We start from the raw sequence: 16,164 nt of genomic DNA on the forward strand, positions 1-16,164 counted from the left end.
TGAATGACGTCTTTTTCACATACTTCTAAAATATCCCCTGCAGCCTACATAAAATTCCTCTATGCCCAATTCTATAAAAAGCCAACGATCCTCGTTCTCTACCTCTTTGCTTTCTACTTTCTGACCCGTATCATAAATGATACCGCTGGTATCCCTTCATTTGAGTTTTATTTTATCATTTTCAGCGTTATTTTCCCTAGTTTGATGATATACATCACTTTGAAGAAACCAGGCGTAAAAAGGTACGTTTACGCCCCATTACAATATACCTTTACTGACGAAGCCATACTTATCCAGGGCGAAGACTTCAAAACCGAATTAAAATGGTCTGCCATCCGTAATGTGAAGGTAATGAAGCACCTTCTTTTCTTCAAAACAACAAGAACCAATGGTACCCTTTTCGATAAAGACCTGCTCACTCCCGAACAATTGGTATTTATCCAATCCAAAATAGCTGCTTAATTATACAGTTTCTTCGAATGTTGTTCGAATCCGCTTCGAGTGTTGTTCGAATGTTGTTCGAGTGTTCTTCGAATGCTGTTCGAGTGTTCTTCGAATCCGCTTCGAGTGTTCTTCGACGCTTGTTCGACGCTTGTTCGACGCTTGTTCGAATAAACCCCTACCAAAAACGCCCCGCCTAACAACCCCAAACTCACCCAAACCACCGCATGTACCCCTCCATGGACAATCACCATACCGCCTGCCGTCGTACCGATCGTGACTGCCAGATTGCCACAGGAAGTAAATACACTACTTATAAACTCCGGCGCCTCCGGTGCCGACGATATCACATTCATATTCGATATTAAAAATCCCCCCGTATGCACAAATCCCCATAACAACACCAACCCCACCATCGCATAAATACTCCCTCCGAAAAAATAAACCAACCCCAACACACCCCCTAACAAAAGAATAAACCCTAAGGTAGTCTTCTCCATACTCCTACTCAATAACCTTCCGGAAAGCCAGTTCCCCCCAATCCCCACCACACCAAATAACAACAACATCACACTTATCCACATTTCATTCATTCCCGTCACTTCCTTCAAATACACAGAAAAATACCCATAGGTCGCATACATCGCCGCTATCATCAAACAAGCCAATACAAACTGTCTCCACATCCTCACACTCTTTAACACGGCCAGTTGTGCGCCATACGATTGCCTGACACCCACCGGCATAGAAGGCATCAACACCCACAAACCCAACATCGACAACACATTCACACCTCCACACAACAAAAACGCTGCCTTCCAGCTAAACAAAGTAGCCATGTAAGCAGTCAGCGGTACGCCCAACACACTCGCTATCGTAAACCCACCAAACACAATCCCCGCCGCCCTCGGCGCTTCTTGCTCCGGCACACTTTTAATCGCGATCGTCAATGCAATCGACCAAAACACCGGATGCAAAAACGCCGGCAACATCCGCAAACACAACAAAACATAAAAGTTATGCGTACATGCCGACAAAAATGTGGATACTGCAAACACACCTAATACCATCACCATCGCATGCTTACGATTCAACCCCGAAAATAACAACACCATAAACGGCCCAAACAATGCAATCACCAATGCAAACGCACTCAATAACCACCCAGCCCTATCCGTTCCTATCCTGAATGCCGCTGCTAATTGCGGTAATATCCCGATCACACTAAACTCCGTAGTAGTGATCCCCAATACCCCCAATCCTAATAGATATAATTTCCCTTTCATGCGCTTACATATTTTTTGCGCAAATTTGCAGGAAACAATCACCCACCTGATTGTATATACTTTTTAGTATGCTACTTACTTTTAGGAAAGTAAACCAATAACAACATGCCTGAATTCTTTCACGACAGCAAACTATATTATACGCCTATTGAGTTTGCACTCAGACACATCGGCGGTACCTGGAAAATGCCGATACTATGGCGCTTACAAAACAAAACCCTACGCTATGGTGAATTAAAGAAAGATATTCCCCACATTACCGACAAAATGCTTACCACACAACTGAGAGAACTGGAAGAGCTAGCACTCGTAACCCGCACCCTGTATGCAGGTGTACCACCCAAAGTAGAATATACCCTCACAGAAAAAGGAATGAAAGCCATCCCCGTTATCGAAACAATTATGAAATATGGATTTGACCTGATCCAGGAAGCAGGCATCGAATACCCACCCAAATAAATAATCGATATCACCACCGACCTCATCACCCATTCAATAGGCGGAGTCAACATCTGACCCTACAAATTCCACCTTCATTTCCTTTACCACTGAACCAGGCCAAAAGTACATAAATACCTTGGCAGAAACCCCACCTGGAATAGCTGTCTGTAAGTCTTTAAAACGACGCTTCTCATGTTGTAAAAGCTGGAGAATCACTTCCATTTTCCACTTGCCATTCAGCACATCCAGGATGTCGTGTGCGACTCCCAGTTGCTGGTTGCAGTCCTTGTTCGAACTGAGCATTGTCTGTATTGGACATCCTTTCATACCATAAAAATAAATTTTTTTATGCCATCCGGATAATTGCTTTTAAAGTAGCCTGCTTACCAGCATACTACTGCGGATAAATATTACCTGAGATAGTTGCTTTCTTCAAAGGTTTGTCTACATAAAGATTTCCTTTCTACAAATCTACAAAGCCCCCTCTAAAAAGAGTTTTCAGCTACTTTTAAAAAGCAGCTGAAAACTCTTTCGCAAATTCTTCAATAGTTGTACGTCCCATTTCCTTTGGTGGATGCAGATCATAATCAGACCTCATGGCACCACTGTGAATCGCTGCGCCCAGTTCTACCAATGGTGTTACCTGAAAGGGTTGCATCCCTCGTTCTAACAGCGCCTTTGTTACCTGCTCATCTGATAAAGTGACCCATTGCAGATCAGGCTTCCCGATTGCTGCACCGATGGCCTTTGCAGCAGCACTGGCAGTGATATCTACACTGGCTACATAACGTACCAGATCGCTTTCTTTTTTCACTAACTCCTCTGCCGCAACAGTGGCAATATCTCTTGGATGTACCATCACTACCTTATCATCACCACCATAATTAGCACCAATAAATCCTGCATGTTTGATCATGCCCACAAAACTATACAAGTTGGTAAAAAATGAACCGGGACGTAAATGTGTGACAGCAACTTCATTGAGCGTATTAATAATCTGCTCTGCATGATAAGACCCCGTAATAAAACCAGTTCCATTTTCTAAATGCGCCCCCCAACTGCTGAGATGTACAATACGGTTTACACCAGCAGCGTTTACAGCCGCCACATAACTACGCGCAATGGTGGAATAATATTCAATATGATCAGGTGCACCGAAATTAGGTGGCTCCATCGCAAACAGTGCATCTGCTCTTTCCAAAGTCTTTGTAAGAAAATCAACATCTTCCAGTTTGCCGATAGCGGCCTTTGCACCCAACGCTGCTATATCCTGTTGCTTTTCGGGATTCGTGCTGATGACAGTAACCCGATGTCCCTGCTGTAATAAATCCTGCGTCAATGGCTTGCCTATGTTCCCAAGAGAACCAGTGATAACAATGTGCATGGTGAATTATTTTTTATAGGACAAAGATCTATCGATAAAGGGTTCCTGATAAGGGCTGAAAGATGGGAAGATTGGGTTAAAAGTCGGAACCTTGCTTGTAAGCAGCCGGTGACATACCGGTTTGGTTTTTGAAAAACTTACCAAAAGTAGATTGATCTGCAAAATGCAGCATGTCTGAAATCTGAGAAATATTCAGGGAAGGGCTCTGTAATAAAACCTTCGCTTCCAGGGTAACGGCTTCGGAGATCCAGTCACCCGCAGTTTTACCAGTGATCTCTCTCAGGGTTTCTGTGAGGTGTTTAGGGGTAATAAAGAGTTGCTCTGCATAAAACTTCAGACTCCGCTCTTTCATAGAATGTGTATTGACCAATCGCTTGAAATCCGCTACCAATAGTTGTCCTCTATTCAGGTTTGCGGTAGAAGCTGCTGTATAAATGGCGGCAATTTCATATAGCAAACTATTGATGAGGTTGCGGAGTACATCATCTTTATAAGTTTGCTCCTCAAGGCATTTCTGTTGCAAAAACCGGATAGAATTAATGATCGGCTGCGGTGAAAGTAAATCTATTACCCCCTTAGCGCCCGCCCAGAAGAAACTGAATTTATCAGGATTCACATGATTATTAGTGGTAATAAAATCTCTTGTAAAGAAGATATCTGCCAGCTCATATTCAGGCGACATGTATTTCCATTGTTTGATCACATGAGGAGCCAGAATAACCAGGTTTCCCGGCACCACCTGATAGGTATCGAGGTTGATGCTCACTTCCGCATGCCCATTTACACATACCCCCAGTTTGTAAAAGTTACTACGGTAGGGCTGGTCGATGGCGATCTTTGGAATCTCCGGCTTTTGTCCGAGGAAGAAGACACCCTGCGCATCGTTGGTAGTCAGCTGGCCGAGTTGATATGTAGGAATGTGGTTGCTCATTAATTGCAATGATAACGATTTTCTCAAACCAACAATTAACTACGCATTTTAAACATAAAATGTTCAAAATACGTAGTTAATTCAAATTTTCTATTCATTTTAAATATTATTTGTTAAATTTACATGGATGATAATTCGCAGATTAGAAGATAAAATAAAGCAAACGCTACAGCGTATTCCATCTGTTGCATTGATGGGGCCACGCCAGATTGGTAAAACGACCCTTGCGCTAAATATTTCTGAGGGAATACCATCAGTGTATCTAGATTTGGAGAACTCGCTTGATTTGGAAAGGGTTGCAGATATAAATACTTTCCATGAACAAAATAGCGATAAATTAATCATTCTTGACGAGGTGCAGCGTAAGCCTGAAATGTTTACCTCTTTAAGAGGTATTATTGATACTGAGCGCCGCAAGGGCAAAAAATCAGGACATTTTCTTTTCCTTGGTTCTGCTTCCATTGATCTTTTACAACAATCCAGCGAATCTCTGGCCGGTCGGATTGCTTATATTGAACTAAATGGAATTGATGCACTTGAATATTCTGGTGCATTAAATACACTTTGGTTAAGAGGTGGATTTCCAGAAAGTCTGCTTTCAAGTAATGATAAAAATAGTCTCGATTGGCGTCGCGATTTCATTCGTACCTATTTAGAGAGAGACATACCTCAATTGGGACCACGTATTCCGGCACACTCCCTGGAGCGTTTCTGGACAATGCTGGCACACAGCCAAGGTGGTGTGGTAAATTCCTCACAACTAGCCAGAAGTCTGGAAGTATCAGCTACTACGGTCAATCGTTATCTCGACCTCATGGTTGATTTACTACTTGTAAGGCGTCTGCAGCCATGGACTTTTAATATTGGAAAACGTCTTGTACGCTCTCCCAAAATTTACATCCGTGACAGCGGCATCACACATGCATTATTAAACATTGTTGCTTACAATGATTTGCTTAGCCATCCGGTCGTAGGTGGTAGCTGGGAAGGTTTTGTAATTGAGAATTTACTTTCGGTACTTCCAGCTAATGCTTTGCCTTACTATTATGGCACTCCGGGTGGTGCTGAAATAGATCTTGTACTGGAGTTCTCGGGCAATGAGAAATGGGCGATAGAAATTAAAAGAAGTTCATCGCCTGCATTATCAAAAGGATTTCATATTGCATGCGATGATATCAAAGCAGATCGTCGTTTCGTAGTGTATGCAGGTGATCACCGCTTTACAATGCGGGAAAATATAGTTGCTATTCCAATTCAGGAGTTAATGCAAGAGTTACTTAATCGTCATTAAAGCAAGACTGGGGAGGCGGCTACTTACAATTAATTTTTGTATACTTTTACGGACGGTTGCTTTCAGCAAAGACCTGGACGACGGCTCTTATGGTTATTACATAGGCTATAATGAAAAGGTTGAAATCTGTAGATTCCTCAACGATTTCAACCTTTTAGAATGGAATAAACAATAATATTATTGTCCCGTTCCATACACGAGCGTTTCCCGATACACCAATGGTGACACCTCTGCATTATTCTTAAAAAACCTGCTAAAATAAAACTCATCATTAAACCCCAACTCAAATGCAATCCGCTTCACCGGCTTCGCAGTCATATACAATTCCCGTTTCGCCTCCGTCATAATCCTCTCCGCAATCAGATGACCAAGGGTTCTGTTAAAATGCGTTTTGCTCAATTTATTCAACGCCTTCGGTGTAATATTTAATAACCCTGCATAATACCCCGGACTATGTTCCCTTCTATAATATTGCTCAATTGCATCCTTCAATGATTGCAAAATAAAAGGCTCATTACCTACAGGCACCACCACTTCCTGCCTTTCCAACTTCATCCTGGATGCATTGATCAGGAAGATCTTCAAAAACGCCATCACCACCTCATACTGTGCCAATGCCGGTCGCGACATCTCCTGTTCTATCTGTCTCACAATATTCATCAAAGACGCCATTTCATCCACCTGCAATTGCATCAACGGTGGCGCATAGATATTATTAAACAATACACCATTGCAAGCCACTTCCTCCTCATGTTGATAAATACAAAAAAAGTCAGGATGAAAATTGATCAACACACCTTCAATATCCCCTTTCACCTGAAAAGGCTGATACAACCCCAACGCCAACAACGTATTCTCCTGGAAAGTATATTCATACAGCTGTCCGCTTCCCTTTGTCACCAGCAGGATAGAATAATAATTATATCCTTTCTGTTCCTGCAATAACGCCCCTTCTTCAAGGCGAGACACCCTGAAAGCCATATTACCCGTCCGCGAACTGACCAATGTATACATACACTAAAGTTAGAAAAGTTTACGCTCCGATGCTGCAATCGCCAAATCATTTATACTGGCAAATCGTCTTTGCATCAACCCGTTCTCATCAAACTCCCAATTCTCATTACCATAACTCCGGAACCATTGTCCCTGTGCATCATGCCATTCATATTCAAATCGTACCGCTATGCGGTTATCCATAAACGCCCACAATTCTTTCTTTAATTTATAATCCAGTTCCCGTTCCCACTTGCGCTGCAAGAATGTTTTGACTGCTTCCCGGCCATTAATGAATTCATGCCGGTTACGCCATTCAGTATCCACGGTATAAGCTAAACTTATGCGTTCAGGATCTTTTGAATTCCAGGCGTCTTCTGCTTTCTGTACCTTTTGTAAGGCTGTTTCTAATGTAAATTTCATGATGCAAAGTTGCAACGATAACCATAACCAGTACATGGACAAATGGAATGAGTGCATGGACAATCCGGCCAGACCCGAAGCACTGGATGCAGAGAAAGAACTGGCGTTCTCTACGAATATTTAAGATAGAGGAAATTTCTCCTATCTTTATCTCATCATGCAACACATCCCCATCAGAACAAATACAAGTTTTAGCATCCGGGATATCAACGATTATATGTCCGGTCAGGATATGATTCAATCGCTCCACCGTCATGATTTCTACTATTTGTTAGTGCTGGAAAAAGGCGCAGGTACACATAGTATTGACTTCACAGATTATACGATTACCGACCATTCCATCTTCCTCCTTCGCCCCGGCCAGGTGCATGCCATCCACCTACATTCCAGCAGCACAGGGTATCTATTACAATTTAATCAAAGCTTCGATCCCAGTCCTTTATTGCACACTGCTGCACAGCAAAACTTTTATCAACTGGAAAACACACTTGCTATATGCACGCAAATCTTTGAAGAATTTACCCATTCCAAAGAAAAATACGAAGATGTCATAAAATCATTACTACACATATTTTTCATCCATCTGCTTCGCACACAAAAAACCCTCACTGCCAATGATGAGTTACATACCTTACAGACGCTCATTGCTACTCATATCACCACACATAAACAGGTAGCAGATTACGCCGCCATGCTACACTTATCCTCATATCAACTCAACGCCATTACCAAATCAGCCCTCGGCAAGACATGCTCTGCCCTGATCAATGACCACATCATCCTCGAAGCCAAACGCCAACTTCTGGCCACGAAGAACCTTGTCAATGAAATCTCCTGGGCACTAGGCTACGAAGACGTTTCCTACTTTATTCGTTTCTTCAAAAAACATACAGGTCATACCCCCGAATCCTTCCGTCAAAACTTTAAATAGATCCGATTCAATTTCATTTTTGTCCTATCAGCAAGCGATCATCTGTGATAAATTTGTGTCATGACAAACGAGCAATACAAAACAAGATGGGATAACCGCTATCGCGAAACTGATTTCGCCTATGGCAAAACACCGAATCTATTCTTCAAAGAATGGTTAGATCGGCTTGAAAAAGGCAGCCTCCTCATGCCCGCAGATGGCGAAGGCCGAAATGGTGTATACGCAGCGGCAAAAGGTTGGCAGGTAACCTCTACAGACCTGAGTCCGGAAGGGAAAATCAAAGCACTGCAACTAGCCGGTGAATTAAATACGAATCTTACTTACATCATAGGCGATCTCGAAACTATCAAATTTGAGCCTGCATCATTTGATGCCATCGGTTTGATTTATGCACATTTTCTTCCTGATAAGAAATCAATTTTACATCGTCAGTTAGATACCTATTTAAAACCCGGTGGCATTATCATCTTTGAAGCATTTAGTAAAAACCACAAAGCGAATGCACAGGTAGGAGGGCCTACAGAAATAGCATGGCTTTTCTCGGAAGAGGAGATAAAACAGGATTTTTCTGATTATGAAATATTACTATTGAAAGAAGAAGTGGTAGGGTTGGAAGAAGGGAAGTATCACAATGGAGAGGGAACAGTAATAAGATTTGTAGGAAGAAAAAAGGCCGTCTAGCGGTAGTATTTAATCCTTTGTGTAAATAGTATACAGTTGCCTATTATACTATTTACACAAAGGATTAAATACTACCCTTAATTTTCAACTTTGATTTTTCTCCTCTTTAGTTAGCGTCTAATTTTATACATAATATTTAAAACAGGAAAGGCAAACCTAAAAGATTTGCCTTTTTGTTATTACTTGATCAAACAAGGAGATATTTACCTTACTTAAAATAATTCTCCTCCATATCCTCAATCAATCCCACCTCCTTCGGCTGCCATCCCAATTTCTCCTGCGTCACCTTACCTGAACTTGGCTGATCCATAGACCACATCATCCCCAAAAGTCCCATGCCCGCACCTGCCTCTTCCGCTGGAATACTCTTCAAAGGAATATCCAGGTGCTTCGCCATCACACCCGCCAGTTCCTTCGTTGTAATACCTTCTTCCGCCACCGCATGATATATCGCCCCCGGGGTAGATTGCTCCATCGCCAGAACAAACAACCTGGCCGCATCATTCCGATGTACCGCTGGCCATCTATTCTGCCCTTCACCAATATAAAAAGCGGCACCACCTGTCTTTGCGGCATTGATAATAATCGGAATAAATCCCTGATCACCAGCAGCATGCACAGTAGGCGTCAATCTCACGAGAGAAGCATTTCCTCCACGCGCCACCACAGCAGCAACCGCCTCTTCTGTAGCAATTCGGGGAATTACATCTGTACTAACCAGTGGTTGATCTTGCTCCGTAGTTACAGTTCCCCTGGCAATCAACGCCGTTCCTGACGCCACAACTATAGGCCCTTTTACAACTTCGCCCATCGCCCCGATCACCTGCCGGTCCAGCTCACAATATTTCTTAAAATTAGCAAAGTCATGAATAAACCCGGTATGTATTATAGCATCTGCCTTTGCCGCCCCACTTTTAATACTTTCCAGATCTTCCAGGTGTCCTCTATGTACCTCCACACCTGCAGCTTCCAGTTTCTGCACAGCGGCATCGGTACGTGCCAATCCAATCGGATAATGCCCTGCCTTTAATAATTCCTTTACAATGGCTGAGCCAATAAAGCCCGTAGCGCCGGTCAAAAATACCCGCATAAAATTTTGATTTTATACTACAAATTTGACACAGAATAGGTGCTCAAAACAAGGTCATTTGACACAATTTTACTACTTTCAAGGTATGTTTGATCGTCTGGAAGCATTATTAACTGCGCAACATTCCTTTACACCTGAAGAGTTACAGGAAATCAATTCGCGTACATTAGTCAGAAAAGTACGCAGAAAACAACTCCTGCTCCAGGAAGGAGAGATATGTCAATATAAAATGTTTGTGGCCGAAGGCCTGCTCAAGACATATTATATAAAGGACGACGGTTCCGAGCATATCCTCGGATTCGCCACCGAAGGCAGCTGGACTACTGACGGCCAAAGCCTTAAGAACCAAACGGTGTCAAAGCTGAATATTGAAGCCATGGAAGATTCCGTTGTTTTATTATGGACACATGAGCACATCAGCCATTTGGTCAAAACCATTCCGGGTTTAAAAGCCTATACGCAAGATCTCATCAGCCGAAGCCTCTATTCCAGTTACGAAAGGATCCTGAGTAATATCAGTGCGACTTCCGAAGAGAAATACCAGGAGTTTGTGAATAAGTTTCCTGATTTACTTAATAGAGTACCGCTTCATCTGATCGCTTCTTTCCTTGGCGTATCGAGAGAAACCCTCAGCAGAATCCGCCATGCCCAAATGAAACAATCTCACTAATCCGGATTACTTAGATTGAAATCCTTATCCGCTATATAGAACTAATACATTCTCTAATCTGGACGACCTATCTGGAACCATTAGCCAAATATGTCATGCACAACTAATACAATCTCTAATCTGGATTACCTACTTAGAACCTTAGCCAAATCCACCATGCACAACTAATACAATCTCTAATCTGGATTACCTGCCTAGAACCTTTAGCCAAATCCACCATGTACAACTAATACAACCTCAAATCAGGACTACCCACATAGACAATTTAGCCATATCTGTCATGCACAACTAAAGCATTCTCTAATCTGGACTACCCCCATTATTACAAATGGACTACATGAATCATCCAGTCAAGTATTAAATTTGTCCTATGAGTTTCAATATCCAACCCACCTTAGAAAACGATCAAATTCTATTGGCACCATTGCAGCCAGCTGACTACAACGCCTTATACGCCGTAGCTGCCGACCCCGCAATCTGGGCCCAACACCCACAAAACGACCGTTGGAAAGAAGATGTCTTCCGCGACTTTTTTGATACAGCCATCAAAAGCCACGGCGCTTTCAAAATCATAGACAAAACCACTGGCGAAATCGCTGGCAGTACCCGTTACTATGAATTCGATCCTGCCCAAAGCACCATTCATATCGGCTACACTTTTTACGCCACCAAATACTGGGGCACCGGCTTCAATAAATCAGTAAAGAAACTCATGCTGGATTATGCCTTCCAATTTGTAAATAACGTAGGCTTCCATGTAGGTGCATATAATTTCCGTTCGCAGATAGCTGTAACCCGTCTTGGTGCACTCAAAGTAGCAGAAGTAGACATGGCTTACCCTGATCAACCAAACCGACATAATTTCGTATACAACTTACCTAAAAATGATTATCTGCTTTGAAGGTCCCAGTGCAATTGGCAAAACGACTTTATGCCAATCATTACAACAGGAATACAATATTATTCCTGAAGCAAATGTATTGTTCAAAAGATCCAGCAACGAAACTCCTTTTCAATATATTGACTACCAATGCAAGCGCTATCAATTAGCGAAACAACAAACGCCTTCCATATTAGATGGGGATATCTTCCAACCCTTATGGTATAACTGGACCTTTCAGGAGCCTATTAGCGCTGACTATTATATCAGGGCCATCGAAGAAAACCGTATTCAATTTCCCGATATATATTTTCTCTTTTATACAGACCTACAGGAATTAATCAAAAGAAAAGACAACGATGCTAACAGACAAAGAAGAAACTTTACCAAACATCTTGCACTCATTCATTCCCAACAACAATACTTTAATTTCCTAAAAGAACATACCAGTATCCCCGTAATATTCATTGAATATACCAGTGTAAAAGATACGAGAGATCACCTGCTACAACATTTATCCACATTTACGCCCTCCCCCAAAAATGACCTCGCTGATTTAAAAACAATTAGTCTTTGGCTACGGCCTTAACGGTCAGTTTCCAGTATTTCCCATTAAACAAAGTGAAGAATTACCTATTCTCATTGTATTTTTGAATCTTGAAAACCGGACCGTTATCATCACCAGAAATGTCGTATCCGGGATTGAAGGTGTCCCAGGCTTAACCAATGTGCCAGAGATGAAAAATTTCAAACACGGTGACTTAAAAGATTATTTCATGACGAACGAGATTCAAATAGCACTATACGATCATATCAGCGCTTATCTTCAAAAATTAAATGTAGATGAAAGCATCCTGAAAGACATTCGTCAGGATATCTTTCTCAAAGCCCATGATTCTATTGATACCCTCAAAGATCATAACAAAATCTTCTCCTGGCTGCAGGTGATCACCTACAATGCCGTGATCGATCATTATAGAAAAACGAATCGCGCTACGCCTGTTATCGATACAGAAAACAATCTGAATGAAGGAAATGAATCCCTTATCAAATGCATCTCCCTGCTCATTAAAAGCCTCCCTGACGAGCAAAAGCACGTTATGGAAGCAATAGAAGTCACAGGTATATCTCAGGTGCAATATGCTGAGCAATATAATCTTCCACTCAGTACGGTGAAATCGCGTGTACAAAGGGGCAGAAAAAAAATCAAAGAAACGGTGATGAGTAGCTGTTTTATAAGAACGGATAAATTCGGGAATGTGACTGATTATAATCTACCAAAAGGAATTTAAAGAATCCGCATTGATCAGCATTTTAACCCTCAGATACTTTCAGGGGATCCCACCCATTCCCCAACAAAATAAATTTACGCCCCCCTCCAAAAAATATTCCCAAAATCCTGCGTCTTTTATCCCCGCCCCCCCGTCTATCCCTATAAAATCATGAAAAAAATGATCTTAGGTGCTTTATTACTATTAATTACCGCGATCGCGGCCCTGTTTCTCTATTCATACAGATGGAACCTCTTACATCCCAACAAATCTCACACCCTGGGTGATCGTACATTCATCTACCATGTACCTAAACATCTAAAACCCAACCCCAAACTCATCATCATCTACCACGGCTCCCGCCTTAAATCCTTCATGATGCAAATCCTGACCGGCCATGAATTCGATCTCCTGTCAGATAAAACCCAGGATGCCATCATAGTTTACCCACAAGGCTATTTGAATAACTGGAATGATTGTAGGAAAATGGCCCCATTCCCCGCCAAACAACTTAACATAGATGACATCACTTTCACAAAACAAATCATTCACTACTTCAAAGAACAATACCACATCAACCAGGTTTACGCCATCGGCTTTTCCAACGGTGGCCAAATGGCCTTCAGACTCGCCGCTACTGTTCCGGATCTATTCACAGGCTTCGCCACAATAGGCGCCACCTTACCAGTACCAGCAAATAACCTTTGCGCAGACATCACACAACAACCCGTCTCCATCATCCTGATCAACGGCCAACAAGACAATATTGTCCCTTACGACGACGGCGAAGTCACCCTCGATGGCAAAAGCTTCGGCTACTCAGAAAGTGCACCATTCACCGCCGAACACTGGCGTGCTGCCAGCAATGCATCGCAGATATCAACAATACACTATGGAGACAATGCTGTTCAAACGAATTACTACAACAAGGCTAACAACAAAAAAGTAAGTTTCGTCACTATAAAAGACGGTGGTCACAATATCCCAAACAAGCATTTCCGCATTCCTATCAGTAAGTTAGGACACATCAATAAAGACATAGATGTCCCTGTCGTAATCTGGGATTTCTTCTTCAAAGATGCCCTATCTTTGTAACCATGGCACAAGAAATAGAAAGAAAATTCCTTCTCAATCTCTCCCAATGGCAACAAGTTGAAAAGCCAAAGGGAGAGCATTTCAGACAAGGCTACCTGGTCACCGACCCGCAAAAAACGATCCGGGTCAGACTGACAGATACCACCGGTTATCTCACTATCAAAGGGATTTCGGTTGGCGCCACCCGCCTGGAATATGATTACGAAATTCCACTCACCGAAGCCAAAGAGCTGCTGGATAATTTCGCTATTTCTGAACTCTCCAAGATCCGATATAAAATCACTTACCACAATAAAGTTTGGGAAGTAGATGAATTTCTTGGTGCCAACGAAGGACTACTGGTCGCAGAAATAGAACTGCAAAGTGAAGAGGAGGCATTCGATCTGCCAGCATGGGTAACGAAAGAAGTAACAGGAGAAGAGAAATACTACAACTCTAACCTGACCACACATCCCTATAAAAACTGGTGACCCAATATGATTATCTCATTTGACCTTGATGATACACTGATACCCGGTACTAAGAAATTCGATACATTGGAGCGTACATTTTTGCAGAAACTCTGGAAAGTAGAGAGGCTGCGTATTGGTACGATTGAGTTGATGAAAACCTGTAAGGCCAAAGGCCATAAGGTATATGTATACACAACATCTTACCGGCCACCACGCAAGATCTGGTGGATGTTTTACTTATATGGTATCAAACTGGACAAGGTGATTAATCAGCAGGTGCATAATAAATTTGTACGTATACCGGCGAAGCCATCAAAATATCCACCTGCGTTTAATATTGATTTGCATATAGACGATTCAAAAGGTGTGGAGATGGAGGGTAATCATTTTAATTTTCGGACTATAATAGTGAGTGAAGATAATTTGAATTGGGCGGAGGATATTTTGGCGGCAATTGGATAAGCCCGATTTTTGCTACACTTCATACTTAAATTCCATCAATATGATCAGACCTATTCAACTCTGTGCGACTGTACTGGCATTTACCCTTGTGTCGTGCTCCTCCTCAGGAGGCGAGCATGTCAATAACCCAACTGACAGTACGGGTACCGACAGTCTCCTCGCACCTGTGGAAACTAAAGCACCCAATTCCGATTACAAACCTGCCTTCAAAGGCCAAACCCGTATTGGTGGTGTAAAAACAAAAACTCCTTACGAATTCAAAGTCCTCACTACCGGACTCGAGAATCCATGGGGCATCACCCAACTACCAGACGGCCGTTTCCTCATCACAGAGAAAAAAGGCGATCTCCGCATAGCCACCTCTACCGGTGAACTCAGCGCTCCCATCACCGGTCTGCCAGCCGTAAATTCTGCCGGCCAGGGAGGTCTCTTAGGCATCCGGGTAGACCCTGATTTCAGCAAAAACAGAATGGTCTACTGGGTATTTTCTGACCCACTGCCAGAAGGTAACCTGACCGCCGTAGCCAAAGGCAAACTCTCCGCCGATGAAAAAACCATCGAAGGCGCCATCGTTATTTACAAAGCGACACCAGCCTACAATGGCATCCTCCACTATGGCGGTAGAATCGTTTTTGATAAAAACGGCAACCTCTTCATCAGCACGGGTGAGCGCTCTGACCTTCAGACCAGACCACAGGCTCAACAACTGAATTCCGCCCTTGGCAAAGTTTTACACATTACCAAAGATGGCCAACCTGTAGAAGGCAATCCATTTACCGGTCAGACTGATAAACGTGCAGAAATATGGAGTTATGGACATAGAAATGTGCAGGGATTGGCTTTCCATCCTGAAACCGGCGATCTGTGGGAAACTGAATTTGGTCCACGTGGCGGGGATGAAGTGAACCGCATCGAACCAGGTAAGAACTATGGTTGGGCTACGATTACTTACGGTATTGAATACTCTGGTGAAAAAGTCGGCGAAGGTATTCAACAAAAAGCTGGTCTGGAACAACCTGTTTATTACTACGATCCGGTGATCAGTCCAAGTGGTATTACTTTCTATTCCGGCAGCGCGATTCCTGAGTGGAAAAATAACCTCTTCATTGGCGCACTGAGTGGTATGCACATTGCCCGTTTGGTGATCAAGGATAATAAAGTAGTAGGAGAGGAAAGGTTGCTGGCTGATGAGCAACAGCGATTCCGGGATATTACTGAAGGGAAGGATGGGGCTTTGTATGCGATTACAGATGGTGGCAGGTTGTATACTATTCACAAGAAATAGTATTGACTGCTGCAGGATCGAAGCCATTCTCAGGAAATGAGTGAATGAATACCATGAACTGCTGCAGGATCGAAGCCATTCTCAGAAAAATGAGTGAATGAATACCATGAACTGCTACAGGATCGAAGCCATTCTCAGAAAAATGAGTGAATGAATA

Annotated in this window: 21 protein-coding genes; 14 read left to right on the forward strand and 7 right to left on the reverse strand. The window is 42.6% G+C overall.

What is annotated here, in order from left to right:
- Window positions 1–3 precede the first annotated feature (3 nt).
- Entirely contained in the window at window positions 4–462 is a 459-nt protein-coding gene (locus QQL36_RS04285; RefSeq protein WP_321569057.1) for a YcxB family protein, read from the forward strand.
- Here the strand turns inward: QQL36_RS04285 and QQL36_RS04290 are convergent.
- Window positions 459–1,727: an MFS transporter gene (locus QQL36_RS04290; protein WP_321569058.1), complete on the reverse strand. Its 1,269-nt coding sequence runs from the start codon at window positions 1,725–1,727 to the stop codon at window positions 459–461. The genes QQL36_RS04285 and QQL36_RS04290 overlap by 4 nt on opposite strands.
- A gap of 105 nt (window positions 1,728–1,832) precedes the next feature.
- On the opposite strand from QQL36_RS04290, the gene QQL36_RS04295 reads away from it, so the two are divergent.
- On the forward strand, window positions 1,833–2,186 hold the full coding sequence (locus QQL36_RS04295) for a winged helix-turn-helix transcriptional regulator (RefSeq protein ID WP_083727380.1): 354 nt from the start codon (window positions 1,833–1,835) through the stop codon (window positions 2,184–2,186).
- Between the two features lie 33 nt (window positions 2,187–2,219).
- Here the strand turns inward: QQL36_RS04295 and QQL36_RS04300 are convergent, their stop codons facing one another.
- The 3 genes from QQL36_RS04300 to QQL36_RS04310 form a co-directional block, all read right to left on the reverse strand.
- Window positions 2,220–2,495, reverse strand: coding sequence for a winged helix-turn-helix transcriptional regulator (locus QQL36_RS04300; protein WP_321569059.1), 276 nt, complete (start codon window positions 2,493–2,495; stop codon window positions 2,220–2,222).
- Window positions 2,496–2,676: 181 nt separating this feature from the next.
- The gene (locus QQL36_RS04305) at window positions 2,677–3,552 is read right to left on the reverse strand and encodes an NAD(P)H-binding protein (RefSeq protein WP_321569060.1); all 876 of its coding nucleotides are present in this window, start codon (window positions 3,550–3,552) and stop codon (window positions 2,677–2,679) included.
- Window positions 3,553–3,628: 76 nt separating this feature from the next.
- Window positions 3,629–4,510 carry an AraC family transcriptional regulator gene (locus tag QQL36_RS04310; RefSeq protein WP_321569061.1) on the reverse strand — a complete coding sequence of 294 codons (882 nt, stop codon included), beginning with the start codon at window positions 4,508–4,510 and terminating at the stop codon, window positions 3,629–3,631.
- 100 nt (window positions 4,511–4,610) lie between these two features.
- On the opposite strand from QQL36_RS04310, the gene QQL36_RS04315 reads away from it, so the two are divergent.
- Complete coding sequence (locus tag QQL36_RS04315) at window positions 4,611–5,774, forward strand: ATP-binding protein (protein WP_321569062.1); 1,164 nt, start codon at window positions 4,611–4,613, stop codon at window positions 5,772–5,774.
- Between the two features lie 177 nt (window positions 5,775–5,951).
- On the opposite strand, the gene QQL36_RS04320 is transcribed toward QQL36_RS04315, so the two are convergent.
- Window positions 5,952–6,788, reverse strand: coding sequence for a helix-turn-helix transcriptional regulator (locus tag QQL36_RS04320; RefSeq protein ID WP_321569063.1), 837 nt, complete (start codon window positions 6,786–6,788; stop codon window positions 5,952–5,954).
- Window positions 6,789–6,797: 9 nt separating this feature from the next.
- Window positions 6,798–7,190, reverse strand: a complete 393-nt coding sequence (locus QQL36_RS04325; protein WP_083727390.1) for a nuclear transport factor 2 family protein — start codon at window positions 7,188–7,190, stop codon at window positions 6,798–6,800.
- On the opposite strand from QQL36_RS04325, the gene QQL36_RS04330 reads away from it, so the two are divergent.
- The 3 genes from QQL36_RS04330 to QQL36_RS04340 are packed head-to-tail and all read left to right on the forward strand — an operon-like array spanning window position 7,189 to window position 8,802.
- A complete protein-coding gene (locus tag QQL36_RS04330; protein WP_321569064.1) occupies window positions 7,189–7,314 on the forward strand; it encodes a hypothetical protein in 126 nt (41 codons plus the stop codon). The two genes, QQL36_RS04325 and QQL36_RS04330, sit on opposite strands and share 2 nt — an antisense overlap.
- A 33-nt stretch (window positions 7,315–7,347) precedes the next feature.
- A complete protein-coding gene (locus QQL36_RS04335; RefSeq protein ID WP_321569065.1) occupies window positions 7,348–8,121 on the forward strand; it encodes a helix-turn-helix transcriptional regulator in 774 nt (257 codons plus the stop codon).
- A 60-nt stretch (window positions 8,122–8,181) separates the two neighbouring features.
- Window positions 8,182–8,802: a class I SAM-dependent methyltransferase gene (locus tag QQL36_RS04340; protein WP_321569066.1), complete on the forward strand. Its 621-nt coding sequence runs from the start codon at window positions 8,182–8,184 to the stop codon at window positions 8,800–8,802.
- A gap of 208 nt (window positions 8,803–9,010) precedes the next feature.
- On the opposite strand, the gene QQL36_RS04345 is transcribed toward QQL36_RS04340, so the two are convergent.
- Entirely contained in the window at window positions 9,011–9,892 is an 882-nt protein-coding gene (locus tag QQL36_RS04345) for an SDR family oxidoreductase (RefSeq protein ID WP_321569067.1), read from the reverse strand.
- Window positions 9,893–9,977: 85 nt separating this feature from the next.
- Between QQL36_RS04345 and QQL36_RS04350 the strand changes: the two genes are divergently transcribed.
- The 8 genes from QQL36_RS04350 (at window position 9,978) to QQL36_RS04385 (ending at window position 16,007) form a co-directional block, all read left to right on the forward strand.
- Window positions 9,978–10,562, forward strand: a complete 585-nt coding sequence (locus QQL36_RS04350) for a Crp/Fnr family transcriptional regulator (protein ID WP_321569068.1) — start codon at window positions 9,978–9,980, stop codon at window positions 10,560–10,562.
- Between the two features lie 370 nt (window positions 10,563–10,932).
- Window positions 10,933–11,463, forward strand: a complete 531-nt coding sequence (locus QQL36_RS04355; protein ID WP_321569069.1) for a GNAT family N-acetyltransferase — start codon at window positions 10,933–10,935, stop codon at window positions 11,461–11,463.
- The gene (locus QQL36_RS04360; RefSeq protein WP_321569070.1) at window positions 11,447–12,031 is read left to right on the forward strand and encodes a hypothetical protein; all 585 of its coding nucleotides are present in this window, start codon (window positions 11,447–11,449) and stop codon (window positions 12,029–12,031) included. Before QQL36_RS04355 ends, QQL36_RS04360 begins: the two co-directional genes overlap by 17 nt.
- Window positions 12,032–12,218: 187 nt before the next feature.
- Complete coding sequence (locus tag QQL36_RS04365) at window positions 12,219–12,734, forward strand: sigma-70 family RNA polymerase sigma factor (RefSeq protein WP_321569071.1); 516 nt, start codon at window positions 12,219–12,221, stop codon at window positions 12,732–12,734.
- A 150-nt stretch (window positions 12,735–12,884) separates the two neighbouring features.
- Window positions 12,885–13,808, forward strand: coding sequence for an alpha/beta hydrolase family esterase (locus tag QQL36_RS04370; protein ID WP_321569072.1), 924 nt, complete (start codon window positions 12,885–12,887; stop codon window positions 13,806–13,808).
- A gap of 2 nt (window positions 13,809–13,810) precedes the next feature.
- Window positions 13,811–14,278 (forward strand): CYTH domain-containing protein, encoded by a 468-nt coding sequence (locus QQL36_RS04375; protein ID WP_321569073.1) that lies wholly within the window; start codon window positions 13,811–13,813, stop codon window positions 14,276–14,278.
- A 6-nt stretch (window positions 14,279–14,284) separates the two neighbouring features.
- Window positions 14,285–14,722 carry a hypothetical protein gene (locus QQL36_RS04380; RefSeq protein ID WP_321569074.1) on the forward strand — a complete coding sequence of 146 codons (438 nt, stop codon included), beginning with the start codon at window positions 14,285–14,287 and terminating at the stop codon, window positions 14,720–14,722.
- Window positions 14,723–14,762: 40 nt separating this feature from the next.
- Window positions 14,763–16,007, forward strand: coding sequence for a PQQ-dependent sugar dehydrogenase (locus QQL36_RS04385; protein WP_321569075.1), 1,245 nt, complete (start codon window positions 14,763–14,765; stop codon window positions 16,005–16,007).
- The last annotated feature ends 157 nt before the right edge of the window (window positions 16,008–16,164 follow it).

The sequence above is a fragment of the Chitinophaga sp. LS1 genome (assembly GCF_034274695.1).
Taxonomy (GTDB): domain Bacteria; phylum Bacteroidota; class Bacteroidia; order Chitinophagales; family Chitinophagaceae; genus Chitinophaga.

Excerpts from the sequence above, each read along its gene's own strand:
- QQL36_RS04305 (WP_321569060.1), bottom strand. The coding sequence starts at position 3,552 with ATGCACATTGTTATCACTGGTTCTCTTGGGAACATAGGCAAGCCATTG.
- QQL36_RS04325 (WP_083727390.1), bottom strand. The coding sequence starts at position 7,190 with ATGAAATTTACATTAGAAACAGCCTTACAAAAGGTACAGAAAGCAGAA.
- QQL36_RS04330 (WP_321569064.1), top strand. The coding sequence starts at position 7,189 with ATGATGCAAAGTTGCAACGATAACCATAACCAGTACATGGACAAATGG.
- QQL36_RS04320 (WP_321569063.1), bottom strand. The coding sequence starts at position 6,788 with ATGTATACATTGGTCAGTTCGCGGACGGGTAATATGGCTTTCAGGGTG.
- QQL36_RS04290 (WP_321569058.1), bottom strand. The coding sequence starts at position 1,727 with ATGAAAGGGAAATTATATCTATTAGGATTGGGGGTATTGGGGATCACT.
- QQL36_RS04285 (WP_321569057.1), top strand. The coding sequence starts at position 4 with ATGACGTCTTTTTCACATACTTCTAAAATATCCCCTGCAGCCTACATA.
- QQL36_RS04315 (WP_321569062.1), top strand. The coding sequence starts at position 4,611 with ATGATAATTCGCAGATTAGAAGATAAAATAAAGCAAACGCTACAGCGT.
- QQL36_RS04380 (WP_321569074.1), top strand. The coding sequence starts at position 14,285 with ATGATTATCTCATTTGACCTTGATGATACACTGATACCCGGTACTAAG.
- QQL36_RS04340 (WP_321569066.1), top strand. The coding sequence starts at position 8,182 with ATGACAAACGAGCAATACAAAACAAGATGGGATAACCGCTATCGCGAA.
- QQL36_RS04375 (WP_321569073.1), top strand. The coding sequence starts at position 13,811 with ATGGCACAAGAAATAGAAAGAAAATTCCTTCTCAATCTCTCCCAATGG.
- QQL36_RS04360 (WP_321569070.1), top strand. The coding sequence starts at position 11,447 with ATGATTATCTGCTTTGAAGGTCCCAGTGCAATTGGCAAAACGACTTTA.
- QQL36_RS04335 (WP_321569065.1), top strand. The coding sequence starts at position 7,348 with ATGCAACACATCCCCATCAGAACAAATACAAGTTTTAGCATCCGGGAT.
- QQL36_RS04350 (WP_321569068.1), top strand. The coding sequence starts at position 9,978 with ATGTTTGATCGTCTGGAAGCATTATTAACTGCGCAACATTCCTTTACA.
- QQL36_RS04370 (WP_321569072.1), top strand. The coding sequence starts at position 12,885 with ATGAAAAAAATGATCTTAGGTGCTTTATTACTATTAATTACCGCGATC.
- QQL36_RS04385 (WP_321569075.1), top strand. The coding sequence starts at position 14,763 with ATGATCAGACCTATTCAACTCTGTGCGACTGTACTGGCATTTACCCTT.
- QQL36_RS04295 (WP_083727380.1), top strand. The coding sequence starts at position 1,833 with ATGCCTGAATTCTTTCACGACAGCAAACTATATTATACGCCTATTGAG.
- QQL36_RS04345 (WP_321569067.1), bottom strand. The coding sequence starts at position 9,892 with ATGCGGGTATTTTTGACCGGCGCTACGGGCTTTATTGGCTCAGCCATT.
- QQL36_RS04355 (WP_321569069.1), top strand. The coding sequence starts at position 10,933 with ATGAGTTTCAATATCCAACCCACCTTAGAAAACGATCAAATTCTATTG.
- QQL36_RS04300 (WP_321569059.1), bottom strand. The coding sequence starts at position 2,495 with ATGAAAGGATGTCCAATACAGACAATGCTCAGTTCGAACAAGGACTGC.
- QQL36_RS04365 (WP_321569071.1), top strand. The coding sequence starts at position 12,219 with ATGACGAACGAGATTCAAATAGCACTATACGATCATATCAGCGCTTAT.